The sequence below is a fragment of the Nocardia sp. CA-120079 genome, from assembly GCF_050955745.1.
In the GTDB taxonomy this organism is placed as follows: domain Bacteria; phylum Actinomycetota; class Actinomycetes; order Mycobacteriales; family Mycobacteriaceae; genus Nocardia.
Genome location: NZ_CP192088.1, coordinates 5,681,489 through 5,705,861 on the forward strand (window position 1 = coordinate 5,681,489; position 24,373 = coordinate 5,705,861).

The 24,373-nt window shown below is 66.5% G+C and carries 23 protein-coding genes; 16 read left to right on the forward strand and 7 right to left on the reverse strand.

The genetic code is table 11. The annotated features are described in order from the left end of the window. Positions 1 to 14 precede the first annotated feature (14 nt). On the forward strand, positions 15 to 479 hold the full coding sequence (locus ACQPYR_RS26170) for a thioredoxin family protein (RefSeq protein WP_433621589.1): 465 nt from the start codon (positions 15 to 17) through the stop codon (positions 477 to 479). Then, positions 476 to 1,495 carry a glycoside hydrolase family 172 protein gene (locus ACQPYR_RS26175; RefSeq protein ID WP_433621590.1) on the forward strand — a complete coding sequence of 340 codons (1,020 nt, stop codon included), beginning with the start codon at positions 476 to 478 and terminating at the stop codon, positions 1,493 to 1,495. Before ACQPYR_RS26170 ends, ACQPYR_RS26175 begins: the two co-directional genes overlap by 4 nt. Here the strand turns inward: ACQPYR_RS26175 and ACQPYR_RS26180 are convergent. Continuing rightward, positions 1,481 to 1,996 (reverse strand): hypothetical protein, encoded by a 516-nt coding sequence (locus ACQPYR_RS26180; protein ID WP_433621592.1) that lies wholly within the window; start codon positions 1,994 to 1,996, stop codon positions 1,481 to 1,483. The two genes, ACQPYR_RS26175 and ACQPYR_RS26180, sit on opposite strands and share 15 nt — an antisense overlap. A 68-nt stretch (positions 1,997 to 2,064) precedes the next feature. Between ACQPYR_RS26180 and ACQPYR_RS26185 the strand changes: the two genes are divergently transcribed. The 4 genes from ACQPYR_RS26185 to ACQPYR_RS26200 all read left to right on the forward strand — a co-directional run bounded on the left by ACQPYR_RS26185 (position 2,065) and on the right by ACQPYR_RS26200 (position 6,794). Continuing rightward, complete coding sequence (locus ACQPYR_RS26185; protein ID WP_433621593.1) at positions 2,065 to 3,063, forward strand: zinc-dependent alcohol dehydrogenase family protein; 999 nt, start codon at positions 2,065 to 2,067, stop codon at positions 3,061 to 3,063. Next, on the forward strand, positions 3,063 to 4,475 hold the full coding sequence (gene xylB / locus ACQPYR_RS26190) for a xylulokinase (protein ID WP_433621594.1): 1,413 nt from the start codon (positions 3,063 to 3,065) through the stop codon (positions 4,473 to 4,475). Before ACQPYR_RS26185 ends, xylB begins: the two co-directional genes overlap by 1 nt. Positions 4,476 to 4,630: 155 nt before the next feature. Continuing rightward, a complete protein-coding gene (locus ACQPYR_RS26195; protein WP_433621595.1) occupies positions 4,631 to 4,978 on the forward strand; it encodes a hypothetical protein in 348 nt (115 codons plus the stop codon). Between the two features lie 88 nt (positions 4,979 to 5,066). Then, positions 5,067 to 6,794 (forward strand): N-acyl-D-amino-acid deacylase family protein, encoded by a 1,728-nt coding sequence (locus tag ACQPYR_RS26200; RefSeq protein ID WP_433621596.1) that lies wholly within the window; start codon positions 5,067 to 5,069, stop codon positions 6,792 to 6,794. Positions 6,795 to 6,928: 134 nt separating this feature from the next. On the opposite strand, the gene ACQPYR_RS26205 is transcribed toward ACQPYR_RS26200, so the two are convergent. Beyond that, complete coding sequence (locus ACQPYR_RS26205) at positions 6,929 to 8,416, reverse strand: FAD-dependent oxidoreductase (protein WP_433621597.1); 1,488 nt, start codon at positions 8,414 to 8,416, stop codon at positions 6,929 to 6,931. A 169-nt stretch (positions 8,417 to 8,585) separates the two neighbouring features. On the opposite strand from ACQPYR_RS26205, the gene ACQPYR_RS26210 reads away from it, so the two are divergent. Then, positions 8,586 to 11,003: a PEP-utilizing enzyme gene (locus ACQPYR_RS26210; RefSeq protein WP_433621598.1), complete on the forward strand. Its 2,418-nt coding sequence runs from the start codon at positions 8,586 to 8,588 to the stop codon at positions 11,001 to 11,003. Between the two features lie 48 nt (positions 11,004 to 11,051). Beyond that, positions 11,052 to 11,984: a tyrosine-protein phosphatase gene (locus ACQPYR_RS26215; protein ID WP_433621599.1), complete on the forward strand. Its 933-nt coding sequence runs from the start codon at positions 11,052 to 11,054 to the stop codon at positions 11,982 to 11,984. A gap of 19 nt (positions 11,985 to 12,003) precedes the next feature. Here ACQPYR_RS26215 and ACQPYR_RS26220 read toward each other — a convergent pair whose 3' ends face one another. Further along, on the reverse strand, positions 12,004 to 12,180 hold the full coding sequence (locus tag ACQPYR_RS26220; protein WP_433621600.1) for a hypothetical protein: 177 nt from the start codon (positions 12,178 to 12,180) through the stop codon (positions 12,004 to 12,006). A gap of 279 nt (positions 12,181 to 12,459) precedes the next feature. On the opposite strand from ACQPYR_RS26220, the gene ACQPYR_RS26225 reads away from it, so the two are divergent. The 4 genes from ACQPYR_RS26225 to ACQPYR_RS26240 all read left to right on the forward strand — a co-directional run bounded on the left by ACQPYR_RS26225 (position 12,460) and on the right by ACQPYR_RS26240 (position 15,957). Beyond that, positions 12,460 to 13,164, forward strand: coding sequence for a response regulator transcription factor (locus ACQPYR_RS26225; RefSeq protein WP_433621601.1), 705 nt, complete (start codon positions 12,460 to 12,462; stop codon positions 13,162 to 13,164). 120 nt (positions 13,165 to 13,284) lie between these two features. Further along, on the forward strand, positions 13,285 to 14,505 hold the full coding sequence (hsaA, locus tag ACQPYR_RS26230) for a 3-hydroxy-9,10-secoandrosta-1,3,5(10)-triene-9,17-dione monooxygenase oxygenase subunit (protein WP_433621602.1): 1,221 nt from the start codon (positions 13,285 to 13,287) through the stop codon (positions 14,503 to 14,505). Then, positions 14,505 to 15,353 carry an alpha/beta fold hydrolase gene (locus ACQPYR_RS26235; RefSeq protein ID WP_433621603.1) on the forward strand — a complete coding sequence of 283 codons (849 nt, stop codon included), beginning with the start codon at positions 14,505 to 14,507 and terminating at the stop codon, positions 15,351 to 15,353. The genes hsaA and ACQPYR_RS26235 overlap by 1 nt, the downstream gene beginning before the upstream one ends. An 88-nt stretch (positions 15,354 to 15,441) precedes the next feature. Next, the gene (locus tag ACQPYR_RS26240; protein ID WP_433621604.1) at positions 15,442 to 15,957 is read left to right on the forward strand and encodes a DinB family protein; all 516 of its coding nucleotides are present in this window, start codon (positions 15,442 to 15,444) and stop codon (positions 15,955 to 15,957) included. Between the two features lie 4 nt (positions 15,958 to 15,961). On the opposite strand, the gene ACQPYR_RS26245 is transcribed toward ACQPYR_RS26240, so the two are convergent. Together ACQPYR_RS26245 and ACQPYR_RS26250 are read right to left on the reverse strand one after the other, a co-directional pair. Next, entirely contained in the window at positions 15,962 to 18,235 is a 2,274-nt protein-coding gene (locus tag ACQPYR_RS26245) for a helix-turn-helix transcriptional regulator (RefSeq protein ID WP_433621605.1), read from the reverse strand. Between the two features lie 79 nt (positions 18,236 to 18,314). After that, a complete protein-coding gene (locus tag ACQPYR_RS26250) occupies positions 18,315 to 19,982 on the reverse strand; it encodes a 2-isopropylmalate synthase (protein WP_433635248.1) in 1,668 nt (555 codons plus the stop codon). A 240-nt stretch (positions 19,983 to 20,222) separates the two neighbouring features. Here ACQPYR_RS26250 and ACQPYR_RS26255 point away from each other — a divergent pair, with 240 nt between their 5' ends. The 4 genes from ACQPYR_RS26255 (at position 20,223) to ACQPYR_RS26270 (ending at position 23,441) form a co-directional block, all read left to right on the forward strand. Next, positions 20,223 to 20,894 carry a FadR/GntR family transcriptional regulator gene (locus ACQPYR_RS26255; RefSeq protein WP_433621606.1) on the forward strand — a complete coding sequence of 224 codons (672 nt, stop codon included), beginning with the start codon at positions 20,223 to 20,225 and terminating at the stop codon, positions 20,892 to 20,894. Next, positions 20,894 to 21,718 carry an ABC transporter ATP-binding protein gene (locus ACQPYR_RS26260; RefSeq protein WP_433621607.1) on the forward strand — a complete coding sequence of 275 codons (825 nt, stop codon included), beginning with the start codon at positions 20,894 to 20,896 and terminating at the stop codon, positions 21,716 to 21,718. The genes ACQPYR_RS26255 and ACQPYR_RS26260 overlap by 1 nt, the downstream gene beginning before the upstream one ends. A 110-nt stretch (positions 21,719 to 21,828) precedes the next feature. Beyond that, positions 21,829 to 22,176, forward strand: a complete 348-nt coding sequence (locus ACQPYR_RS26265) for a YciI family protein (RefSeq protein WP_387292548.1) — start codon at positions 21,829 to 21,831, stop codon at positions 22,174 to 22,176. A gap of 8 nt (positions 22,177 to 22,184) precedes the next feature. Further along, positions 22,185 to 23,441, forward strand: a complete 1,257-nt coding sequence (locus ACQPYR_RS26270) for an RNA polymerase sigma factor (RefSeq protein ID WP_433621608.1) — start codon at positions 22,185 to 22,187, stop codon at positions 23,439 to 23,441. A gap of 60 nt (positions 23,442 to 23,501) precedes the next feature. Here ACQPYR_RS26270 and ACQPYR_RS26275 read toward each other — a convergent pair whose 3' ends face one another. After that, positions 23,502 to 23,990 carry a hypothetical protein gene (locus ACQPYR_RS26275; protein WP_433621609.1) on the reverse strand — a complete coding sequence of 163 codons (489 nt, stop codon included), beginning with the start codon at positions 23,988 to 23,990 and terminating at the stop codon, positions 23,502 to 23,504. Continuing rightward, positions 23,987 to 24,355 carry a hypothetical protein gene (locus tag ACQPYR_RS26280; protein WP_433621610.1) on the reverse strand — a complete coding sequence of 123 codons (369 nt, stop codon included), beginning with the start codon at positions 24,353 to 24,355 and terminating at the stop codon, positions 23,987 to 23,989. The genes ACQPYR_RS26275 and ACQPYR_RS26280 overlap by 4 nt, the downstream gene beginning before the upstream one ends. Positions 24,356 to 24,373 lie beyond the last annotated feature (18 nt).

Genomic DNA, 24,373 nt, shown 5'->3' on the forward strand with positions numbered 1-24,373 from the left:
TCGCGAGGACCTCGATGCCGACAATGACCGTGACCCGAAATAATTTCGATGCGACTGTCGCGAACAGCCATATCGTGCTGATCGATTGGGGTGCGCAGTGGTGTGAGCCGTCGCGCCGGTTCGCCGAGGTCTTCGCGGCATCCGCGGATCTGCACCCCGAAATCGTGTACGGCACAGTCGATATCGATGCCGAGAAGCAGCTGACCGAAATGGCCGGAGTGTCGGCCTACCCGACGCTCATGGCCTTCCGCGAGGGCCTGCTGGTCTATTCGGAGGCCGGTGTCCTGCCCGCCGAAACGATGGAGGAATTGGTGCAGCAGATCCTGTGGCTGGATATGGACCAATTCCGGCGCGAACTGGCACAACTCTCGGCGACTGTGTCGGTCGGCGCACCCGAGCAGCCGCCGACCACCATCACCTATCAGAAGCGCGCGGGCCACGCCGCGGTCACCGATCGATACGGCTGGCCGGGGCTGTGACGGCATCCGAACTCTGGCGGCTCGACGCCGCACGGACCCGCTCGATCAGTGCGGAGAATCCGACCGGCTCCCCCGGTGCCGGGGCGCGCGCGACCGAGGGCACCGGGGCACATGCGGCGCGGCTACTCGGACCCGGCTGGAAAGTCTCCCCCTCCATTCGCCTCGATGCCGGCGAAACCGTAACGCTCGCAGATGTTTCCGGCTCCGGCATGCTGCGCCACTGCTGGCTCACTACCGACCGCACGGTGCTGAGACAGCTCACCCTGCGCATGTACTGGGACGACGAACCCGAGCCATCGATCGACCTGCCACTCGGCGATTTCTTCTGCAACGGCTGGGACGAACTGGCACTTGTGCAGTCCGAGATGGTGGTGGTTGCTCCCGCCGGTGGTCTGAACAGCTTCTGGCCCATGCCTTTTCGTGAACATGCCAGGATCACCCTGCACAACGGCAGCGACCGTGCGGTGCCGGTCTACTACCAATTCACCTATACCGAGGAAGATGTCCCCGACTCCGCCGGATATCTGCACGCGCTGCGCCGCCACAGCACGCCACTCGGCGCGCCCGCCGTGCACACAATTCTCGACATGGCGCCGGGTCCCGGCCGATATGTCGGTACCTACCTCGCGATTCGGCCCGGCGCACCGGGCTGGTGGGGCGAGGGCGAGCTCAAGTTCTACCTCGACGGCGACACCACCCACCCGACCGTCTGCGGCACCGGCACCGAGGATTACTTCGGCGGCGCATGGAATTTCGATCTCGACGGCGCCTACCGCGTGTATTCGACGCCCTATCTCGGCCTGCACCAGGTCCTGCCGCCCGATGAGATCTACCAGCCGCATCAGCGATTCGGCATGTACCGCTGGCATATTCGCGATCCGATCTGCTTCCAGCAGGAGTTGCGCGTGACGATTCAGGCGCTCGGCTGGCACGACGAGGGCACCTATCTGCCGCTGACGCAAGCCGATATCTCGACAACGGCGCTGTGGTACCGGAGCCGCCTAACCTCGGTCTAACTCGTCGTCATCCGGAAGTTCCATGGCGAGCAGCTCGTCCGCGCGGCTCAACGCGTCGTCGAACGCCGACTCGATGCCGTCCATGGCCGAAAGTCCGTCCAGCAGACCCGACAACTCGCGTCGGGTGGCTTCCAATTCCGCGACCGCCGGATCGACGCGATACCACCCGACACTCGAACGCCACCAAACGTTTTCGTCTATCCACGCCCACATGACGTCGCGCACGAACCTGGCATCGGGGGTGTACATCTGGAAACACTCGTCCGATGCGGCTGCACGGTGCTCGAGTTCGTACACGCCGTCGGGCAGCAGGCGTGCCTGGATGTAGGCGTGCTCGCCGCGTTCGACCACGATCGCCGGATATTTCGGATCGGGTGGTTCGCGCAGCAGATCGTCGAGCAGCGGATCCGTCAGAGCGGGCAGTGTGGTTCCGTCGCCCGTGCGGACGTGCACCTCGGCGTGCCGGTCCGGGTCGTCGTTCACCGCGACAGTCTGCCTCATCCGAAAATCCGCCATGCGGGCGGAGCGAAATGTGGCGCAGCGGCCGGGGTGGGGTGCAAGGTAGTGCTATGCGCGCGGTCGTGATCGAGACGCCTGGGAAAATCGCCGTGCAGAACGTGCCGGATCCGACGCCGGAGCCCGGCGAAGTCGTCGTGCGGGTGGATGCCGTGGGGATCTGCGGCACCGATGTGCATATTGCCGATGGCGAATTCCCGCCCACGCCGTATCCGATCGTGCCAGGTCACGAGTTCGCCGGTTCGGTGGTGGCGCTGGGCTCGGGCGTCGATGGTGTGCGGATCGGCGACTCCGTCGCGGTGGATCCGTCGTTGTTCTGCGGGGCGTGTCATTACTGCGCAATCGGGCGCGGGAATCTGTGCGAACGGTGGGGCGCGATCGGCGACACCGTCGACGGCGCTATGGCCGAATACGTCGCGGTGCCTGCCGCGAACTGTTATCGGCTGCCCGAGACGCTGTCGACCGCGCACGGCGCCCTCGTCGAGCCGTTGTCGTGTGCGGTACACGCGTTCGACGTGCTACCGCGTGCGCTGGGCGCGCACTATCTGCTGTACGGCTCGGGCACCATGGGCCTGCTGATGTTGCAACTGGCGCGGGTCGCGGGAGCCGCGTCGGTGTCGGTGGTCGACATCAATACCGCGCGACTCGCGGTGGCCATCGACCTCGGCGCGGATGCCACCGCCACAACCGCCGACGAATTCGACCGCCCGCAGGGTTGGGAGGTGGTGATCGACTGTACCGGCGCGATCGCCGCCATCGAGGACGGACTCGGCCGGGTGCGCCGGGGCGGGGTGTTCCAGCAGTTCGGGGTGGCGCCCGGCGCGGCGACCGCCTCGATCTCACCGTTCCGGATCTACAACGACGAGATCACCATTGTTGGCTCGATGGCGGTACTGCACAGTTTCGGCCGTGCGGTGGAACTCATGGACAAGGGCGTGATCGATGCGAACACCATGATTACCCACGGCTTCGGATTGGCCGAATTCCCCGATGCGCTAAAGACTTTCCGAGCAGGCACCGGCCGCAAGATCCAGCTCAGGCCGGATGCCTGATGGCCACCGTCGCGGGAGTGGACAGCTCCACCCAGTCGTGCAAGGTCGTGCTGTGCGATGCCGATACGGGCGAGATTCTGGACGAAGCGCGCGCCCCGCACCCGGACGGCACCGCGGTACCCGCCGAATCCTGGTGGCAGGCACTGTGTTCGGCGGGCGACGGGTTGTTGGATCGGGCCGATGCGGTCGCGATCGCGGGCCAGCAGCACGGGTTGGTCGCGCTGGACACCGAGGGTCATCCGGTCCGGGATGCGTTGCTGTGGAACGATATCCGATCCGCCGCGGCGGCCGAGGAGTTGATCACCGAACTCGGTGGCCCGCAAATGTGGGCCGATGCCGTCGGCAGTGTGCCACTGGCGGCATTCACCGTCGCCAAGTTGCGGTGGCTGGCCGATCATGAACCCGAATATGCCGACCGCACACACCGGGTACTGCTTCCGCACGACTATCTGACCTGGCGATTGCGGGGTGGGCCGTCCGATCACACCGTCGAACCGACCACCGATCGCGGCGACGCTTCGGGCACCGGCTACTGGTCACCTGCGACCGGCCGGTACCGCACAGACCTACTCGTCCATGCGTTCCGCGGTCGGAACCCGGAATTGCCCCGCGTCGCGGGACCCGCCGAGGCGGTCGGACGCACACCCACGGGCGCACTCGTCGCGGCAGGCACCGGCGATAATGCAGGCGCCGCACTGGGTTTGGGCATCGCAGACGGTGACGTCGTCATCTCACTCGGCACCAGCGGCACCGTCTACACCCGTGCTGCCGCACCGAGCGCCGATGCCACCGGAGCCATTGCCGGATTCGCCGACGCGACCGGCGCATTCCTGCCACTGGCCTGCACACTCAACGCCGCCCGCGTATTGGACGCCACTGCCGCACTGCTCAGCGTCGACCTCATCGGCCTGGAAACCCTTGCGCGCCAGGCACCTCCGGGTTGCGATGGCGTTGTCATGCTCCCCTACCTCTCCGGCGAACGCACCCCGAACCTGCCGCACGCCACGGGAAGTCTGCACGGTCTACGACCGGAAACCTTGCGCCCCAGCCACCTTGCGCGCGCCGCCGTCGAGGGCATGCTCTGCAATATGGCCGACGCGCTCGACCATCTGCGCACCTCCGGAATCCCGATCCACCGTGTGCTGCTCATCGGCGGTGCCGCCCGCTCCGCCTTGGTAGCCGAACTCGCCGCCCAGATCTTCGGGCTCACGGTCACGGTCCCGGAGCCGAACGAGTACGTCGCGCTCGGTGCCGCCCGACAGGCGGCTTGGGCCCTGGGCGGCACCGCACAGCCCCCGAGTTGGGCCGCACGCACCATCGCCGAGATCCGCGCCCCCAGCGACGGTGGCGCGATCGGACGGCAGATCCGGACAGCGTACGAGAACGCACGGCACGCCCTCTACGCTCGATGAATACGGTGCCCTAGGCCCCACCGGTGGACGTACGGCATGCACGATGTCGGCGTCGGCAGGGTTCGCGGATTCGATTGGATCCGCCCGGCGCACGCACGCTCCAGGTGCGCTACTTGGCATCCTCCTCACGGCTGAGGCCGGGGGGATTCCAACCTTTGACGGTTGGGCCACGGGATCGATGCGGTGACCCACGGCTGAAACCCCGCGTTCGCCCGCCACATTCTCCGAACAAGGCCGGACACGGCGCGGCTCTTGTCGGCAAACGCCTGCCCGGCGTCGTCGGATATGTCCACGACGGCGCGGCGCCCTGCGAAGCCGACCATGCCACACCGGGCAAATTCTTCGAGCTGATGTCGCGTTTCGCGCCGGTCGCGACCTGGTTGGCGGGCGGGGCGCTGATCGGCCTCGGCTGGCTCTCGGTCGCCATGCTCGGCCCGCTGGTCGGCCTCGGCACCATGGCCGGAATGCTGGTGGCGACCTACCTGGCACTCGAGGTCGCCTGACCTTTTTCGAGAGGCCGCCGCCGACCCGTGCGACGATGGAGGAGATACCGGTACTACCGGTATCTCTTACATGGATGTGAGGGCTGAGATGGCTCGGTGCGATTTGGTGATTCGTGGCGGATCGGTATTCGACGGGCTCGGCACACCGCCGCGCCTCGCCGATATCGGAATCACCGGCGGGCGGGTCACCGTGATCAGCGCCTCGGCATTGCCCGACGGTGCCCGGACGGTGGATGCGGCGGGCAAGTGGGTGCTGCCCGGAATGCTCGACGTGCATACGCACTACGACGCGGAGGTGCTCGGTAACCCCGGTCTCGGTGAGTCCGTACGGCACGGCGTCACCACCGTGGTGGTCGGGAACTGTTCGCTGTCGACGGTGTATTCCGAGGCCGAGGACTGTGCCGATATGTTCGCCCGGGTGGAGGCTTTGCCGTGGGATGCGGTGCATGCCGCGGTCAAGGAGCACAAGGACTGGGACGGTCCGCATGCCTATGCTCGCGCCCTCGCCGCACGCCCGCTCGGTGCGAATGTGGCTGCGCTACTGGGACATTCGGATATGCGAGTCGCGGTAATGGGGCTGGCTCGGGCCGTGGACGCGGCGACGCGGCCGACCGAGGTGGAACTGGACCGCATGCGTGAGATGCTGTCCGACGCACTCGATGCCGGATTCCTCGGACTGTCCACCATCCGCAGTTCATTCTCCAAATTGGAGGGCGTGCGCTTCCCGACCAGGCAATTGCCATCGACCTATGCCACCTGGCGAGAATATCGAGCGCTGAACGATATTCTGCGGCAGCGCGATCGGATCCATCAGAGCACACCCAACCTGACGGCCCGCGTCGAGCTGGCGCGCTACTTCGCCGAGAGCGCGGGCCGACCGTTCCGCAAGCCGCTCAAGACCACGCTGATCGCGGGGATGGACGTCAAGGCGGACCGCACCGTCGCGCGGGCCGCCACGACCGCCGCTTGGATCGCGAATACCGTTGGCGGAGCGCAATTCCGGTGGCAGCATCTGCCGGTGCCGTTCGAGGTGTATGCCGATGGCGTCGATCTGGTGGTGTTCGAGGAATTCGGCTCCGGCGTCGCGGCACTCAATATCCGCGATGTGATGAAGCGCGGTGAACTGCTCACCGACGAGTCCTACCGGCGACAGTTCCGCAAGGACCTCAGCAAGAAATACGGTCCCCGCGTGTGGCATCGCGACCTCTACGACGCCCAGATCGTCGCCTGCCCGGATCCCGAGGTCATCGGTAAGTCCTTCGGCGAGGTGGCCGACGAGCGCGGCATCCACCCGGCCGATGCCCTGCTCGACCTCACCGTCGAGCACGGTGCCCAATTGCGTTGGCGCACAGTCATCGCCAATGATCGCGACGAGGTGATGGATCGGCTCCAGTGCTCCCCCGTCGTCCAGGTCGGCTTCGCCGATTCCGGTGCCCACCTGCGCAATATGGCCTTCTACAACTTCGGCCTGCGCATGCTCGAGCGCGTCCACCGGCGCGCCTTCATGCCAGTGGAGACCGCGATCCACCGGCTGACCGGCGAACTCGCCGACTGGTATGGCCTGGATGCGGGCCGACTGACCGAAGGCGCCCGCGCCGATATCGCGGTCATCGACCCCGCCGGATTCGACGGCTCCAGCGCCGCCTACGCCGAAGCCCCCGTTCCCGGTATCGACGGCCTGGAGCGCATGGTCAACCGCAACGACCGCGCGGTCGCCGCGACCATCGTCGGTGGTCACCTGCTGTACGAATACGGCGACTTCGCACCGGGTTTCGGCACCACGATCCAGGCGGGCACCTTCCTCGAAGCCCGGTGACCTACTCGGCGGCCGGAGTCTCGTGCACCGAACGCCACAGATAGCCGTGGTCGGCAATGATCAAGATCGCGGTCACCAGGCGGCGGGTCCGCAGATCGCCCATCTGGTTCTCCGCCACCAGTGCCACTTGATCTTCAGGGCATCGGTGGCCGCGCGGCGGCGACACCTGCTTTGCGGCCGAAGAAGGTGGCGTCGCCCAGGGAGGTGCCGCTGATGTAGCCCTCGCCGTGGAGGCCGGAGCTGGCGCGGCCGGCTGCGAAAAGGCCGGGGATGGGGAGGCCGTCGAGGTTGCGGACTTGGCCGTCGAGGGTGGTGTGCAGGCCACCGAGGGTGAAGACAGAGGCGCCGGTGCCGCGACGGTTGCCGGATTCCGAGGGTGGGCGAACGCCCGCTTTCACGTCGATGGCGGCCAGCGGGGGTATCAGTGGGCGCAGCCAGCGCGGTGCTTTGTGGAAGTCGGGATCGGTTCCGCACGAGGCGAATTCGTTGTAGCGGTTGATGGTGGCAGCGAGTGCGCCGGGCGGCAGGGCGAGTAGTTCGTCGAGTTCGTCGATGGATTCGGCGACGTGGGTCGGGCGCACACCCCAGCGTTCGCGTTCGGGCACCTCGTCGTAGCCCTGTTCGTCGAGCACCACCCAAACGTTCATATCGTGAGCGAAGAGCGCGGCCTGGCCGATGCGGCCGGGATAGGTGTCCTCGTTGACGAAGCGCTGGCCGCGATGGTTGACGATCATGCCGCGTGCGGCGAAGCCCGGAATCAGCGAGGCGCCGACCTGACCGGCCGACATATGCCGCACGGCCGCGCCGGCGGCCTGTGCGATACGGATGCCGCTGCCGTCATCGGTGCCCGCGCTCACCTTGGTGTGGCCGAGCAGACGCGGCGCGTGGGCGGCGAGCATATCGTCGTTGTCGACGAAACCTCCGGTGGTGAGCACACATCCGCGTCGAGCCCGAATTGTGAAGTCCTCGCCGTAGTGTCGAGCCACCACGCCGACGACCGAGCCATCCTCGCCCAGGATCAGATTCGTCGCGTAGGTGTCGTATTTCGCTGTCACACCGGCAGATTCGGCTGCCGAAACCAGGCAGTCGAGCAGCAGCCTTCCGCCGAAGTCATTCGCGGTAGGCCGGTGCCCGCGCGGGGCGGGAATAGCGACTTCGGTGAACGGCCAACTGTTTTCGCCGAGCCACATCAGCCCGTCATCGGTCGGCGGCACCCAGGCGGGAGCATCCCAGAGGCTGGGTTTGAAAGGCACACCGCGATCGACGAGCCAGTGGAAATGCCCCACGCTGTGCTCGCTGTAGTGCACGATCTTCGCCACATCCGCGCCCGGCCCGAGCGCCGCCACCAGGAATGCCGCCATCTGCTCGGGACTGTCGTCGAACCCGCACGCCCCCTGAATCGGCGTACCACCGCCGAGGTATATCTCGCCACCTGACAACGCCGAGGCACCACCCGGCCCACCGGCCCGATCCAGCACCACAACCTCGGCGCCGGCCGTCGCGGCCTCGAATGCGGCGCAAGCGCCCGCACTGCCGTAGCCGACGACCAGCACGTCGGTCTCGATGTCATAGGACTTCACCTCGGCGGCGGCACGCGGCACGACCGATCTACGGACCGTCATGGCATCGAGGCTGCGCGCGTCCACCGGATCACGGAATCGATCATCTCGGTGGTCGAGCCGGGTACTCCCGGTCAGTGGGACTGGCACCGATCGCGGCGCCCCGCACTCGCGATGGTGTGTGAACGGCGTCACGTTCGCGTATCCCGGCGCCAGTGAGGAGAGGAAATCGATGCGGGTCCTGGTCACCGGAATCACCGAACCGAGCGGTCGCGCGGTGGCGCGCATGCTGTTGGCCGCCGGGCACGAAGTGGTCGGGCTGGACCAGCGGCGGCATCGCTACATCGATCCGCGAGTGCGGTACACGACAGACCACACCGACGCTGTCGAAGGCTGCGCGAGCGTCGTACATCTGGCGGCAAGCGGGCTCGCCGAAATCGCCGCCGCCGCACGCGAAGCCGGTGCGCGGGTGGTGGTTCCAGTCGGTCCTCGCTCGACACGGCTTTCGGACGACAAGGCGATGGCGGTGCTGCGCGCCTCGGGCGCGGATAGCGTGCTGGTGCGCACCGCGCCGATCGCCGGTCGCCGGATCGGGCACGAAACCCGCCGGGTACTCGAGCCGATTCTCGGCTCGAAGTCCGACGACGGATTCCAGCTGCTGCACAGCGACGACCTGGACCGCTTCCTGGTACTGGCCGCCACCGCGCCGCGATCCGGTCATCGCGAAGATAGGGTCGAGATCGTCGAACTCGCAGCTTCCGGCGTGGTGACCGCCGCCGAGGTGCGCCGCATGATGCGCGAAGCGGGACTACGGTACTCGGCCCGGGTGCCAGGCTGGTCCGCCCGCCACGCTCTCCTGGATCCCACTGTCGCACAGCAGGAGTGGGGCTTCCGCTGCGGCTGGACGGCGCGCGAGGTCATCGCCGATCTGGTGCGCGGGATGATCGGCCGCAAGCCCGACGGCGGTGGCTTCCGCACGCGCAAGGGTGCAATCCCGTTGCCGTCACACGTGATTCCATCCCGCGCCGCCACGTCGGATAACCATCCGCTCACCGATGTCGCCCTGGAAGGTCTCGAAGGCGAATTCGACGATCGGGTCGACGAGCGCTACCCGGTACACACCGCGACCAATACCTCCGAGGCGCTGCCCGGCCCGATGACACCGCTGACCATCGACCTGCAGGCCGGTGCCATTCGCCTCAGCAACGAGGCCATGGGCGAGATGATCGCCCTCGACGGAATCGCCTTGGAACACTGGACGAGTCGGGTCACCACGGTGCTCGGCCACCACATCTACATCAATGCCTCGATCGGCGTGCTGGCGGCCGAGAATATGCCGGGCTGGGATGAGGAAAGCATCCGCCGCGACGCCTATGGCAATATCCCGGCCGAAATCGCCCTGCAGCCGCACGGCAAGCCGCCGATGCCGACCGGGCTCGCCAGCACGCTGGCGACAGGACGCGCGACCTCCCGCGTCATCGCCACCGCCCGCCGTTTCGGCAAGACAGCCGAGCTGATCAACGCCGCATCTCATGCGGAAGCGTTGAACGCGAACGAGATTCGTGAACTTTCCGATGAGCAGTTGCATGTGCGCGCCCTGCTTTGGCGCGATCGGCTGCACCAGGCGTGGCAGGCCGCGGCGATCGGTGTGATGATGACCGGCGCCGCCACCGCCATCCACGCACGCGGCAAGGACGCGGGCGAGGTTCCGATCGACCTGACCCGGTTGGAATCGGCGAAACCGATGCTCGCGGTGGAACGCCTGGCCGAATTCTGCCGCGCCGACGCCGATCTCGCCGAGTTGGCGCGCGCCGGTGATATCGATGCGGCGCGGGCGAAATCACCTGCTTTCGCCGCCGCGCTCGATGAGGAGCTGGCGAAGGTCGGGCACCGAGGTCCCGGTGAATGCGAGCTGATCAACCCGACATTCGGCGACCGCCCCGCCCTCTTGGTGAGCGCCGCCGCCCGCGCCGCGCAGATGCCTGCGCCCAAGCGCGACTCCGTGGATACGTCGCCGAGTCGCACGGCTCGCATGGCGGCCGGAGCCACCGTGGCCCGGGAACGCGCACGCGACGGCGTCGTCCGGATCACTCACTGCCTGCGACTCGCCGTGCGTGAGCGGGCCGATCGGCTCGTTCGCGCCGGTCGATTGCGCGAGATCGACGACGCCTGCTATCTCACGCTGGACGAAGTCTTCTGTCTCCCTGCGGATGCGGCCGACAAGGTGGCCCGCAGGCGCGCGGAACGCACTCGACTGCAAACCATCAGGATGCCCGATGTCGTTGCCGGACAATGGGAACCGGTGCCCGACGCGGCCGCACTCACCGCCGACGAGAGCCTGACCGGCATCGGTGTCTGCGCCGGTGTGGTGGAGGGCAGGGTGAAGCTGGTGCTGTCGCTGGATGACGATATCGAGCCCGGCGACATCCTGGTCGCCGCGGTGACCGACACCGGCCACACCGCCATGTTCGCCTACGCCGCCGCCGTGATCACCGATATCGGCGGGTCCGCATCCCACGCCGCGATCGTCGCCCGCGAATTCGGCATTCCCTGTGTCGTCGACACCAAGACCGCGACCACGAGCCTGGCCGACGGCCAGCGCGTGCGCGTGGACGGCGCGGCCGGGACGGTCACGCTGCTGGCCGACTGAGCGCGGCCCGATCTCGGGTCGCAGACTTTGATGAAAGGAACACCCCTCGTGAAGAATTCGCGCGCTTTCCGCGGCACGATCGCGGCCGCGGCCGCTGTGCTGGTCGGCGTTCTCCCGGCGCTGGCCGGGCCGGCGTCGGCGGGTCCGGCGCTCTCGGGGCCTGCCGTGCCGGTGCTGCGGTCCCCGGGCCAGGCCGATCGGCCAGTGGGTCTGGCGCATGCGCCGAATGCCCGTGATATCGGCGGCTATCCGGCCAAGGGCGGCCGCAAGCTCGCGACCGGTGTCGTGTACCGCTCCGACGCGCTGGCCAAACTCGACGCGAGCGAACAGCAGAAGCTGGTGTCGTTCAACATTACTCAGGTCATCGACTTCCGCAGCCCCACCGAAACCGGCCGCGATCCCGATAAGCTCCCAGCATCGATCCGCCGCACCGAACAGCCGGTCTACGATCCGGCCAACGACTTCTACCTCATGGTGGCGCGACTGATCCAGGCTGGACCGGCCGCCCAGCAGGAGGCGCTCGGCGACGGCAAGGCCGCCAAGATCATGCGCGACTACTACGCCTGGTTCGTGTCGAACCCCACCGCGCGCGCCCAGTTCGCCCAGGCATTCAAGGACATAGCGACCGCGCAGGGCGCGGTGCTGTACCACTGCACGGCGGGTAAGGACCGCACCGGCTGGATGACCGCGATCCTGATGAGCGCGCTGGATGTCCCGAAGGGGCAGATCTACAACGACTTCCTGGACTCCAACGACAACTTGGCGGCCGGGAACAAGGCGCTGCTGGACGGGCTCGTCGCCCAGGGCTTGATCACCGATCGCGCGCTGTGGGAGCCGATCCTCGGCGTGCAGCGCGAATTCCTGGACGCGGCATTCGACCAGGTCCAGGCGTCTTACGGCGCGTTCGACAGCTTCCTCAGCGATGGGCTCGGGATCGACGGCACGACGCTGGAGGCGCTGAAGGCGAAGATGCTGACCTAGCACCGAGGTTGTGCCGGTGTCACCGCGAAGGTGGCACCGGCTCCGTGAATCGCTCGGCCGCATCGCCGCGCAGACTTCCCGCGGGCAGCGTCCGGCCGCACAACACCAGCAGCAGATCCTGGGCCGAACCCGCGAGCACCGAACCCGAGCCGTAGGTGAAATCGAGATCATCGGCCCGCACCTCGGTCTCCGTCATCCCATCTCCTCCAACCCATAGCCGCCCCCTCCGCTACCTACGACGAACCGCTGCCCCCGAATTCATCGGTCGCCCCGAAAATCAATCGAGATCAGGTGGCACTGGTGGCGCGGACTACTCGCGTTACCCGCCATGGTTTCCCCGTGATCACTTGTCCAACCGAGGGCGCGGAGCGCTGTTTCCCAAGGGTGGCAAGGGAATAACTTTGCGTGGTCGGGCGGGGGCGGCGACCATGCAGGTTCGCTGCTCTTCGGCGGATCGTGCGGGAAGGTGAGACGGATGCGGCTGATCATGATCGATGGTGCGGCCGATGGCGGCGACGCCCTCGCACAGGGGCTCGAACTGCACGGTCATCAGGTCGAGCGCAAGCATCGCGGGGCCGATCTGCTCTTGGCGCACCACGGCTATCACGCCGTTATCCTCGACATGGGCCTGCCGGACATGGACGGATTGCAGGTGTTGCGCAAACTGCGTGAGGTCAGCTCGGTGCCGGTGGTGATTCTCGGCGAGCACGCCGATGAGCGTTCGATTGTGCTCGGGCTGCACAGCGGCGCCGACGACTATGTTGTCAAACCCGCGCGCATCGGTGAGCTGGCCGCACGGCTGGAGGCCGTCACGCGCCGGGTCGGCGTTGCCAGCGCCGCCCGGGGCAAGACGGTGACCACCGAAGATGTTCGCGTAGATCTCGCGGCGCGGCGGGTCGAGGTGGCCGGGGAACTGGTCCCGCTCACCCGGCTGGAGTTCGAGTTGCTGCGGGTCCTGGCCGAGCGGCCCGGAATCGCGGTCAGCCGTGAGCAATTGATGGACTGTGTCTGGGGCGACTCGATGCTGGCGGTATCGCGGAAACTGTATGTGCATATGGCCTCGCTGCGCGCGAAGTTGGACCGCCCCGGGCTGATCACGAATATCCGCGGCTACGGCTATCGGTGGGGTCCGGACCCGTACGAGACCACCGCCGAATCGAATTTGCTGCACGCGGTATAGAAACCACCTCCGAGCGTTCCGATCACCGGGACTTCTCCCCGACGCGCCGCCACGGCCGCCATAGCGTCACAACTATGGCGGCGTCCGGCACACCGGTCGCGAGAACATAGGAGGACTCCCATGAACCCAGCATCGCGCAGCGATTCGATGAGGGGTGGTGGTCGGGTGACGGGCGGGCCCGATAAGGTGCTCGATCGGGTTCGGGATCTGCTCCCGGCAATCCGGGACCGAGCCGCGGAGACCGATCTGCAGCGGCGGGTTCCGGTGGCGAGCATCCGGGAACTGACCGAGGCGGGGGTGTTCCGCATGCTGCAGCCGTCGCGATTCGGCGGCGACGAAGTCTCCCCCGTGGCTTTCTACGAGGTCATTCGCACGATCGCGTCGGCCTGCCCGTCCACCGGCTGGGTGTCGTCGGTGCTGGGCGTGCACCCCTGGCAGCTGGCACTTTTCCCATTGCAGGCGCAGGAAGAGGTGTGGGGCGAGGATTCCGACACGCTCATCTCCTCCTCGTATGCCCCGACCGGCCGACTCACGCCGGTCGAGGGCGGTTACGAGGTCAGCGGACGGTGGAGTTTCTCCTCCGGCTGCGACCATGCCCAGTGGGCATTCCTGGGTGCACTGGCCCCGGACGAGCACGGCAATCCCAAGGACTATCTGACAATCCTGGTGCCGCGCAACGACTATCGCATCGATGACGTCTGGCACGTGGTCGGCCTGTCCGGCACCGGCAGCAACGATATCGTCATCGAGAAGGCCTTCGTGCCGCATCACCGCGCCTACAGCGCCACCGAACAATCACAGCTGCGCGGACCCGGCCAGGAAGCCAATCCGGCTGCGCTGTACAAGATTCCGTTCGCCGGCGTCTTCTCCAACACCATCACCGCCCCCATCATCGGGGCCGCACAGGGCGCGTACGAGGCGCATATCGAACGGATGCGCGAGCGGGTCCGGCTGTCCTACGGCGGGCAGAAGGTGGCCGAGGACGCATTCGCCCATGTGCGGGTCGCGCGCGCGGGCTCCGAAATCGACGCGGCCATCCTGCAGATGGAACACAACATTTCCGAGCAACTGCGTTATGCCGAAGCGGGCGAAGAGATTCCGTACGAAACCCGGCTGCGCACCCGTCGCGATCAGGTGCGTGGCACCGAGCGCGCGATCCAGGCGATCGAGCTGCTGTTCGACAACTCCGGCGGCCACTCGATCCGCAAACCCAATCCGATCGAACGACATTGGCGCGACGCACACGCGGGCAGTGTGCACGTCATCAATGACGTCGAGCGCGCCCTCGCCATGTTCGGCCGCGGTGAATTCGGGCTGCCGGTCGAAGATCGGATGGTCTGATGGACGCGGCGGATACCAGTCGCCACATCACCGTCGACGGGCTGAAACTTCGCTACCACGAGGCAGGTTCGGGTCCGCCGCTGGTGCTGCTGCACGGATCCGGCCCTGGGGTGTCCGGCTGGGCAAACTTCGGCGCGAACCTGCCGGTACTCGCCGAACACTTCCGCTGCCTGATCCTGGATCAGCCGGGCTTCGGTGCGAGCGAACGACCCGAGGTGTACCAGCGCAACTATCTGCGCATCGCCGCCGACGCCGTGCTCGGACTGCTGGATCAACTCGAATTGCCGACGGTGCACCTGCTCGGCAACTCCATGGGTGGTGCGGTGGCGACGCTCGTAGCGCTCGAACACGGCCGGCGCATCGATCGACTCGTGCTCATGGCGCCGGGCGGTGTCGGCGTAAATGTGCTGGGACCCGAACCGTCCGAAGGGATTCGGCGGCTGCTCGACTTCACCGGCGAGCCGACCCGGGAGCGGGTACTCGCCTGGCTGCGGACCATGGTGTTCGACGAGGCGGTACTCACCGACGAGCTGGTCGAGAACCGATGGGCCGCGGCGGCGGATCCGGCCGCCATCGCGGCGATCCGCGACGCCTACGCGACCTTCGCGAATCCCGCCTTCGCGGAACCGATTCCGCTGTGGGCACGGCTGCGCGCATTGCGCAATGAGGTGCTGCTGCTGTGGGGCCGCGATGATCGGGTCACTCCGGCCGAGGATGCGCTGCTGCCGTCACGTCAGCTGCCGAATGCCGATCTGCGGCTGTTCGGACGCTGCGGGCACTGGGTGCAGATCGAGCGCAAGGACGCCTTCGAGCGCGCGGTCATCGACTTCCTGAACTCGGGCCTGTAGCGCCGAGGCGACATAGGCATCACTATGTTCGGCCGATGTCGCATTAATTCGCGAGATCCGGGCGCGGGTTCGGAGTTACAGTCGGCCGGTGACGTGGACCGCACCCGAGATCACCAGAACCAAGCCGCCGCTGGTCGCCGACGAGCGGACCATGCTGCAGACCTGGCTGGACCTGCACCGCCGCACCCTGCTGTGGAAATGCGCCGGGCTCGAGGCCGAGCAGCTGAAGCGGCGCTGCGTCGCACCCTCGACGCTGTCGCTGCTCGGCCTGGTCCGCCACCTCGCCGAATGCGAACGCGGCTGGTTCCGCATCGCCACTTGCGGCGAACCGCTGGATTACCTGTACTGCAGCGAAGACAACCCGAACGGCGATTTCGACGATATCGCCAATGCCGATGCCGCCGCGGATCTGGCGACGCTGCACGCGGAGATCAAGTCGGCCGACGCCGCCGTCGCGGACCTATCCCTGGACCACGTCTTCACTCACCGCAGCATCGAATTCAGCCTGCGCTGGGTCTATGTGCACATGATCGAGGAATACGCGCGACACAACGGCCACGCCGACTTCCTACGCGAACGCATCGACGGCGCGACCGGCGACTGACGCCTCAGATCTGCTTGCGGCTGACCCACGCGGCGATCTGTGTCCGCGAGGTGAAGCCCAATTTGGTGAGAATATGGTCGACGTGGCTCTCGACGGTCCGAATCGAGATCACCAACTCACTCGCGACGCTCTTATTGCTGTAACCCGCCCCGATCAACCGCGCGACTTCACGTTCGCGCCGGGTAAGCACATCCGCCGCAACGGTTTTCACCGGCGCAGCAGGCAGCGGGGTGCCGAGCGCGAAAGCGACCGCCTCCGCCAACCCCAAGGCCGCGCCCGCATCGAAGGCCGTCCGAAACTCCTTCTCGCCCATCGCATCGCGCACCTGCAGGCGCACCTTGTCGCCGACGAATTCGGTCATCTCATGGGCGAGCCGCTGGGTACTGCCGCGCCGCACCGTCGACGCCGCACCCATCAGTCGCGCCGCACGGTTCAGATCGCCATCGGCCGTCGCCACCCACGCGAGTCCGTCGAAACCGGACGCCGTCCACACGCACCGGTCGAAGAGACTGAACAGCTCGACCGCCTTGCATAGCTCCGCAATCGCCGCGTCCTGCTCGCCTTTGCTCCAGCGGTCGGTGCCCACCGCCCAATGCCCCAGCCCGCCCAGCAGGTGCGAGCCGTACTCCTTGGTCTTGGCGAGGAAGCGATCCGCGATCGCGCCTGCCCGGTCGTCGTCCAACACCAGCGCACACACATACGCGAAGGCCAGACTCTCCATCTCGACGCCGTGGTGGGCGCAGGCACGCGCACGGTCCGAGGCGGCCTCGGCGATATCGAGTGCCTGTCGCGGCTCGTCGTCGGCGAATGCCAGTAGCGCGGCGAGCAGTGCATGTTCGACGAGGACATCTTCGGCGTCGAGTTCGGTTGCGATGTACAGACATTCGTCCGCGAAACGGCTGGCGGTCTCCGGATCGGACAGCATGGCGGCGATCACCGAAGCGGCGGCCAGTGCGCGGGCTCGATCCTTCGTGTGGTCGAGATCCTTCTCCAACGCCTCCAGGAGCCAGCGATAGCCCTCCAATAGAAAACGGTAATGCTCCCAGAACGGTCGTAGTTCCGTAGCGAGCTCGAGTGCACGATGGGCGCTTTCCGGATCGGCGAGCGAGAACTGCAGTGCCGCACGCATATTCGGATGTTCGCGGGTGACATCACGGAACCAGGTGACATCCTCGCTGCCCCAGTACGCGGTGCGACCCTGCGCGGCGATCCCGTGGTAGTAATCGCGATGACGCAGCCGCACCGCCCGCTCACCACCGCGGGCGACCAATCCCGCCAACGCGAACTGACGCAACGGTTCGAGCATGGTGTAGCGCCCGGTACCGTCGCTGTTCTGCCGGTAGCCGAGCACCGACTTGTCCACCAACCCGGTCAACGCGTCCAGCAGCACATCCGGGACCACGCAGACCGCCTCAGCGGCCTCCAGATCGAAACCACCCGCGAAGACCGACAGCTGCTCCCACAGGTGCTGTTCATCCGGCGTGCACAGGTCGTAACTCCACCGGATCGCGGCCTCCAGGGTCTGCTGCCGCTCCGGCGCGGTGCGCAACCCGGCGGTGAGCAGCCGTATCGCATCGTCCAGGCGTGCGAGCACCTGATCCGGTGTGAACATCCGCAACCGCAATGCCGCCAGCTCGAGTGCCAGCGGTATACCGTCCAGGCGACGACAGATCGCCGCCAGCGCCCCGCGATTGGTATCGGTGACCTGGAAATCGGGGTTCGCGGCGACGGCGCGATCGATCAGCAGCCGCAGCGCATCGCTGTCGACGTGCGCCGGAGGTGCCTCATGCTCGTCCACTTCCGGCACCGTGAGCGGCGGCACGGGCATGACCTGTTCCCCGGAGACTCCGAGCGACTCGCGGCTGGTCGCGAGAATCCGCACGTCGGTGGTCGTCGGAATCAGCCGGTTCACGAGTTCGGCACACGCGCCGATCAAGTGCTCGCAGTTGTCCAGGATCAACAGCAGGGTCTTGTCGGACAGGAATTCGGTCAGGCCGACGACGGGTGAGGAGGTGTCGTCGCGCAGACCGAGCGCCTGCGCGACGCTCAACGCCACCAGATCCCCGTCGTGCACATGCGCGATCTCGACCAGCCACACACCGTCGGGAAAGGCGCGACGCACCGTCTCCCCCACCCGCCGGCTGAGCCGGGTCTTCCCGACGCCGCCAGGCCCGGTCAGGGTGAGCAGCCGCGTGCTGGACAGCAGCTTGCGCGCCGTGGCGACCTCGGCGTCACGACCTACGAAGCTCGTCACCTCAGCGGGGAGGTTCCCTGTCACGTGCCGCACCACGCTGCATACCTTTTCATGCGCGGCCGCCGTCCCGGGCATTTTGACCGAGATGTCGTATCGGTACTCCTTAGGAGACTATCGCGTTCGCGGCTCGGATGACGGCGGCCAGCGATGCGGTGAGGACCGAATCGCTGCGTCCGCAGGCCCATCCGGTCCGCGCACCGATGCGGTATTCGAGATAGGTGATCACGGTCCTGTCATTGCCTGCACCGATCGATTGCTGGGTCGATCCGAGCACCTCGACCGGATGACCCACCCTGGCCAGCGCCGAGGTGAGCGCCTCGATGGGACCGATATCGCGATATTCGCTGCGCTCGGCGACACCACCGATGCTCAGCGTGACCTCGATGTATCTGTCGGTCGTCCGCCATTCGACCAACTCGATCGACGCCGTCTCGGTGTGCAGATATGTCGCCTCGAACAGCTCGTGCAGTTCGGCGGCGGTGATCTCGAGACCGGTGTCATCGGTACGCGCCTGCACGTGCCGCGCGAAATCGATCTGCAGTCTGCGCGGCAGTTCCAGGCCGTATTCGGACTCCAGCAGGTACGCGATCCCGCCCTTGCCGGACTGGGAATTCACCCGGATCACCGCGTCATAGCTGCGTCCGATATCGGCCGGATCGATCGGCAGATATGGAACATGCCAATCGAGTTCGCGTTCGTCGATACCGGCCGCGGCGGCGCGTTCGCGATGTTCGGCCATCCCCTTCTTGATCGCGTCCTGATGTGTGCCGGAGAACGCGGTGTGCACGAGATCGCCTACATACGGATGTCTTTCGTGAATCGGCAGGCGCGTGCAGTACTCGACGGTCCTGCGGATCTCGTCGATATCGGAGAAGTCGATCATCGGATCGATGCCCTGCGCATGCAGATTCAGCGCCAGGGTCGCGATATCGACATTGCCGGTGCGTTCGCCATTGCCGAAGACACAGCCCTCCACGCGCTGCGCTCCGGCGAGTACCGCCAGTTCCGCGCATGCGATACCAGTACCCCGGTCATTGTGCGGGTGCACGGACAGGATGACGCTGTCGCGGCGGGTCAGGTTCTTGTGCATATATTCGATCTGGTCGGCGTACACATTCGGTGTCGCGACCTCCACCGTGGCAGGCAGATTCAGGATGACCGGCCGCTGCGGGGTGGCATCCCACAGGGTCGTCATGCGGTCGCAGATATCGAGTACCAAATCCGGTTCGGTCAGGTTGAACACCTCAGGCGAGAATTCGAACCGCACATTCGGCAGCTCACCGGCGAATTCGAGGACGTCGCGGCCACCGGAAACGATCAGCTCGCGCAGTTCGTCCGTGTCCCTGCCCAGCACCACGTCTCGCCATACCGGCGCGGTCGCGGTGTACATGTGGATGACGACCTCGTTGCCGATACCGCGCACCGCTTCCACCGTGCGCTCGATGAGATCGCGTCGGGCCGGGGTGAATACCACGATCGTGACATCCTCCGGCGCGATATCTGTGCGCGCGATCATCCGGACGAAATCGAAATCGGTCTGCGATGCGGACGGGTAGCCGACCTCGATCTCCTTGTAGCCCATGGCAACCAGCAGTTCGAAGAACCGCTGCTTGCGTACCGGATCCATGGGTTCGGCCAGCGCCTGGTTGCCATCGCGCAGATCGACCGGCACCCACAGCGGCGCGTGGGTGAGCCGGGCATTCGGCCAACTGCGTTCGGCGAGTGGTACTTCCACGCGATCGTAGACACTGCGATAGCGATGCGAGGGCATCTGTGAATGCCGCTGCCTGTTCCACGCCGAGACGGCGCCGGCGGGCGTGGCAATGGTGGGGAACATGGTCATGATTGCTGCTTCCTGGCCTTCGCGGCCGTCACGAAAACGGTGACCGGCCACGACGAAGCCCCACGGCGGGCGGCCGGTCGTCAGGCCCCGCCGTGGCGACTAAGCAGAAGCATGGTGCGCATGATTGCTAGACTATACACAACTCCTCAGACAAGTAGAGAGGTTCGGATGGTCTCGCAGGTACGGCGACATCCCCTCGCGGCACAAGCGGCGGAACTGCTGCTCACCCGCATCCGCGATGGGGAATGGCCACTGGGACATCGCCTTCCGGGCGAAACAACCCTGGCCGCACAGCTCGGCGTCGGGCGCTCGACGGTGCGCGAGGCGATCCGCGAATTGGCGGGCAAGGGCGTGCTCGACAGCCGTCAGGGCGCGGGTGTGTTCGTGACCGCGCTGGATGTCACCGAGGACTGGGATGTGGTGCTGCGCCGCGCCACCATCGCCGCCGTCATCGAAGCCCGCATCGCGATCGAGGCCGAGGCCGCCGCCCTGGCCGCACAGCGCCGCACCCCGGCCGACCTGCGCGCTATCCGCCGGGCACTGGCCGCACGGGAGGCGCAAGGCGAACCGGTCGCCAACCATGTCGATGCCGATATGGCGTTCCACCGCGCCGTCATCGTCGCCGCCCACAACGACGTGCTCACCCAGCTCTTCGACAGCTTTCTGCCCCGGCTACGGGTGGCCATGATCGATATGCTCGAGATCCGCCCGGTGCCCTCCGAGCCCGCCGACCACGACGCGCATATTCGACTCACGGATGCGATCGCACATCGAAATCCCAGTGCCGCAGCGGAATTCAGTCGAATGCATCTGACAGCTCTGAAAGACGCATTCACCTGATGACCGAATGGAGATCTCCCGTGCCCGAAACCCCAGTGCTGCAACTGAGTGACGTCACCTTCCGCCGCGAAGGCAAACAGATCATCGACGGCATCTCGCTGACCGTCCACGCGGGCGAACACTGGGCGCTGCTCGGACCCAACGGCGCGGGCAAGAGCACCCTGCTCGGCTTCTGCGCCGCGGTCACCTTCCCGACCTCGGGCACCGTCGATATCCTCGGCCAGCGGATGGGCCGGGTCGACCTGGCCCCACTGCGCCACTCGATCGGGCATGTGAATCCACGCCATCCACTGCGGTATCCGCTGACCGTCCGCGAGGTCGTGCTCACCGGCATCACCGCCACCATCGACACCCCGATGCGCTGGACGCCTGCCCCGGAGGATCTGCGCCGGGCGGACGCCATGATCGACACCGTCGGCCTCAAAGGCAAGGCCGAGGAGATCTGGCCGACGCTGTCGCAGGGCGAACGTGGCCGAACCCTGATCGCGCGTGCCCTCATCGCCGAGCCGCGCCTGCTACTGTTCGACGAGCCGTCCACCGGACTCGATGTGGCGGCTCGTGAACAACTCCTGGAGACCATCGACGCGCTCGACGAAACCCATCCCGAGGTCGCCTCGATCCTGGTCACCCATCATCTGGAGGAACTGCCGAGTACCACGACCCACGCGCTGTTGATCGCCGACGGCCACACAGTTGCCGCTGGCCCCGCCGCCGAAACGGTCACCACGGACACCGTGAGCGCGGCCTTCGACCATCCGGTCGCGGTCCGCTACGACGACGGCCGCTGGACCGCGCGCGCCGCCGTGCGGGCCTGGCCCGCGTAACAAATGTGGGTTCCGGAAGAATCTTCCGGGAGAATGTCGATTCGAGCCGATGCCGTTCGATGCGTTGAGTGAGGGTCGGACAAGCCGACCACCGAACCGAGGATGGCCAGATGCGACACATGATGCTGATCCGAGTCGACCCGACGAATGCGCCGGTTCCCGACGAGGCGCTGATCGAGCAGGTCAACAAGGTGATCGAGGAGATGACCAAGGCCGGGGTGCTGTTGGATACCGCAGGTCTGCATTCGATCACCGAGGCCACGAAGATCACCCAGACCGGCGGCAAGCAGACCGTGCTCGATGGTCCGTTCACCGAGTCGAAGGAGGTCGTCGGCGGGTACTGCCTGCTGCAGACGAAAACGAAGCAGGAGGCGGTGGAATGGACCTCGCGCTTCCTGAGCGTGCACGGGCCGGAGTGGGATATCGAGATCGAGATTCGCCAGGTCGTCGAGGGCTGATCCGATAGATGAGCCGGTCGCCCGAGCAGATCCGCGATGCCGTCGAAACCGTGTGGCGAATGGAATGGCCACGCCTGATAGCCGGGCTGACCCGGATCGTCGGCGATATCGACGCCGCCGAGGAACTCGCACAGGATGCGCTCGTCGCCGCCCTGGAGCAGTGGCCGCACGACGGTGTGCCGCCGAATCCGGGCGGCTGGCTCATGCTCACCGCGAAACATCGGGCGATCGATCGGGTGCGCCGCAATCAGAACCTCGCACGCAAGCTGACGCTGGTCGGTCAGGAACTCCGGACCGGTCCCGAGCCCGAGGCGGCGGAGGATATCGAAGACGATCTGCTGCGCATGATCTTCACGGCCTGCCATCCGGTGCTGTCGCAACCGGCCCGGGTGGCATTGACGCTGCGGTTGCTCGGCGGATTGACCACCGAGGAGATCGCCCGGGCCTTCGTCGTACCGGAATCGACTGTCGCCCAACGCATTGTGCGAGCCAAACGCACCATCGCCGCCCGGCGGGTGCCATATGCGGTACCACACGGTGACGAGCTGACAAGGCGTTTGGATTCGGTGCTGGAGGTCGTCTACCTGATCTTCAACGAAGGCTATTCGGCAACGGCGGGCGATGATTGGATCCGGGTCGAATTGTGCGAGGACGCCCTGCGCTTGGCCCGGATGCTGGCGAATCTGCTGCCCGACGAACCGGAAACACACGGCCTCGCCGCACTGTTGGAATTGCAGGCATCGCGCTCGGCCGCACGGATGAGCCCCACGAAAACCGTTGTCCTGCTGGCGGATCAGGAGCGTTCCCGGTGGGATCAGCTGCTGATCCGACGCGGTTTCGCCGCACTCGGCCGCTCCCATGCGGTCAGCCGCAATCGCGGGATACGGCCGGGCCGCTATGCGCTGCAAGCCGCGATCGCCACACTGCACGCCATGGCTCCGAGCGCCGAGGCGACCGACTGGCGGCGCATCGCGGGCCTGTATGCGGTTCTCGCCGAACGCTTTCCGTCCCCGATCGTCGAATTGAATCGAGCCGTCGCGGTCGGCATGGTGCACGGTCCCGCCGCGGGTCTCGAACTCGTCGACGCGCTCGTCGCCACCGGTACGCTGGACAACTATCACCTGCTTCCCGCTGTCCGCGGCGACCTGCTCGACCGGCTCGGTCGACCCGACGAAGCGCGTGCCGAATTCGCCCGCGCGGCGGAGCTGACCGGGAACAATGCCGAACAGGCGCTACTACTGGACCGCATCGCCGGATGTGAATAACCGCGTAATCACCTAGAGTCAGCGTTCACGCGCGGCGGATGGCTTCTGCGCCGGGCCCGGCTATCGGGATACCTCGGCCTCGGCCAGTTCCTTCAGTGTCAGCAACTGCTTGCGCATCATGAGCACATCGCCGAGTGCCAGCACACGGGCGATGAGCCACGGTGCCCCGCAATGCATTCGGACCGTCAGGCGGGTACCGCGTCTTTCCGGTCGTACCGCGTAGGTGACGCAAACCCTGCCGGAGGTCAGGGTGATATGGCGGCACAGCACGAATGAGACGAGGGTGAACGCGGACATGAACCGCTGTCCCACTTCGAGTTCGGTGAGCGCCGGATCGCGGTGGCGCGGGCTACGCCTGCCGAAGTTGTCGAACAGGTCGTAGCTGTACGGCGCGACCCGCAGTTGGCACAGCCAGCCATAGACCACACTGGGCGGCGCGTCGATGCTGATGGCCCGATCCGCCTGCACCCCACGGGGTTGCACCTCGTCACAGGGCAGCGGGAGCTCGCATTCGGCTTCGGTGGCACCCCAGACCAATCCCGGGATCATGCCGCGGCCGCGATTCGGCGAAGCATATCGCGCACCACTATCTTGTGGCCGCCGGTGCCGATGACCAACGCGCGGTAGATCTTTCCGTGCAGACCGGGGAATTCGGCCCAACTCTGTGCTCGCACCAATGTTCGGCTCGGCCCTTGCTCGTCGAGTTCGAAGACCAGCGCATAGCGCGCGAACCAGTGCCGCCCCCGAAGTGCCAGCCGAGCGGGCTCGTCGGCCGCGTCGAGCACGAACCCGGTCGGCGCCTTCGACGGATCGTTCGGATCCTTGCAGACAACTTTCAGCAAGGCTTTCCACGCCCGATCGCGATTCGCGTCCACCGATCTGGCATGCTCATCTATGTAGGGCAATCGCTCCATATAGAAGGAACGTACTAG

Excerpts from the sequence above, each read along its gene's own strand:
- ACQPYR_RS26170 (WP_433621589.1), top strand. The coding sequence starts at position 15 with ATGCCGACAATGACCGTGACCCGAAATAATTTCGATGCGACTGTCGCG.
- ACQPYR_RS26180 (WP_433621592.1), bottom strand. The coding sequence starts at position 1,996 with ATGAGGCAGACTGTCGCGGTGAACGACGACCCGGACCGGCACGCCGAG.
- ACQPYR_RS26185 (WP_433621593.1), top strand. The coding sequence starts at position 2,065 with ATGCGCGCGGTCGTGATCGAGACGCCTGGGAAAATCGCCGTGCAGAAC.
- xylB (WP_433621594.1), top strand. The coding sequence starts at position 3,063 with ATGGCCACCGTCGCGGGAGTGGACAGCTCCACCCAGTCGTGCAAGGTC.
- ACQPYR_RS26200 (WP_433621596.1), top strand. The coding sequence starts at position 5,067 with ATGGCTCGGTGCGATTTGGTGATTCGTGGCGGATCGGTATTCGACGGG.
- ACQPYR_RS26205 (WP_433621597.1), bottom strand. The coding sequence starts at position 8,416 with ATGACGGTCCGTAGATCGGTCGTGCCGCGTGCCGCCGCCGAGGTGAAG.
- ACQPYR_RS26210 (WP_433621598.1), top strand. The coding sequence starts at position 8,586 with ATGCGGGTCCTGGTCACCGGAATCACCGAACCGAGCGGTCGCGCGGTG.
- ACQPYR_RS26220 (WP_433621600.1), bottom strand. The coding sequence starts at position 12,180 with ATGACGGAGACCGAGGTGCGGGCCGATGATCTCGATTTCACCTACGGC.
- ACQPYR_RS26225 (WP_433621601.1), top strand. The coding sequence starts at position 12,460 with ATGCGGCTGATCATGATCGATGGTGCGGCCGATGGCGGCGACGCCCTC.
- hsaA (WP_433621602.1), top strand. The coding sequence starts at position 13,285 with ATGAACCCAGCATCGCGCAGCGATTCGATGAGGGGTGGTGGTCGGGTG.
- ACQPYR_RS26235 (WP_433621603.1), top strand. The coding sequence starts at position 14,505 with ATGGACGCGGCGGATACCAGTCGCCACATCACCGTCGACGGGCTGAAA.
- ACQPYR_RS26250 (WP_433635248.1), bottom strand. The coding sequence starts at position 19,982 with ATGCCCTCGCATCGCTATCGCAGTGTCTACGATCGCGTGGAAGTACCA.
- ACQPYR_RS26255 (WP_433621606.1), top strand. The coding sequence starts at position 20,223 with ATGGTCTCGCAGGTACGGCGACATCCCCTCGCGGCACAAGCGGCGGAA.
- ACQPYR_RS26260 (WP_433621607.1), top strand. The coding sequence starts at position 20,894 with ATGACCGAATGGAGATCTCCCGTGCCCGAAACCCCAGTGCTGCAACTG.
- ACQPYR_RS26265 (WP_387292548.1), top strand. The coding sequence starts at position 21,829 with ATGCGACACATGATGCTGATCCGAGTCGACCCGACGAATGCGCCGGTT.
- ACQPYR_RS26270 (WP_433621608.1), top strand. The coding sequence starts at position 22,185 with ATGAGCCGGTCGCCCGAGCAGATCCGCGATGCCGTCGAAACCGTGTGG.
- ACQPYR_RS26275 (WP_433621609.1), bottom strand. The coding sequence starts at position 23,990 with ATGATCCCGGGATTGGTCTGGGGTGCCACCGAAGCCGAATGCGAGCTC.
- ACQPYR_RS26280 (WP_433621610.1), bottom strand. The coding sequence starts at position 24,355 with ATGGAGCGATTGCCCTACATAGATGAGCATGCCAGATCGGTGGACGCG.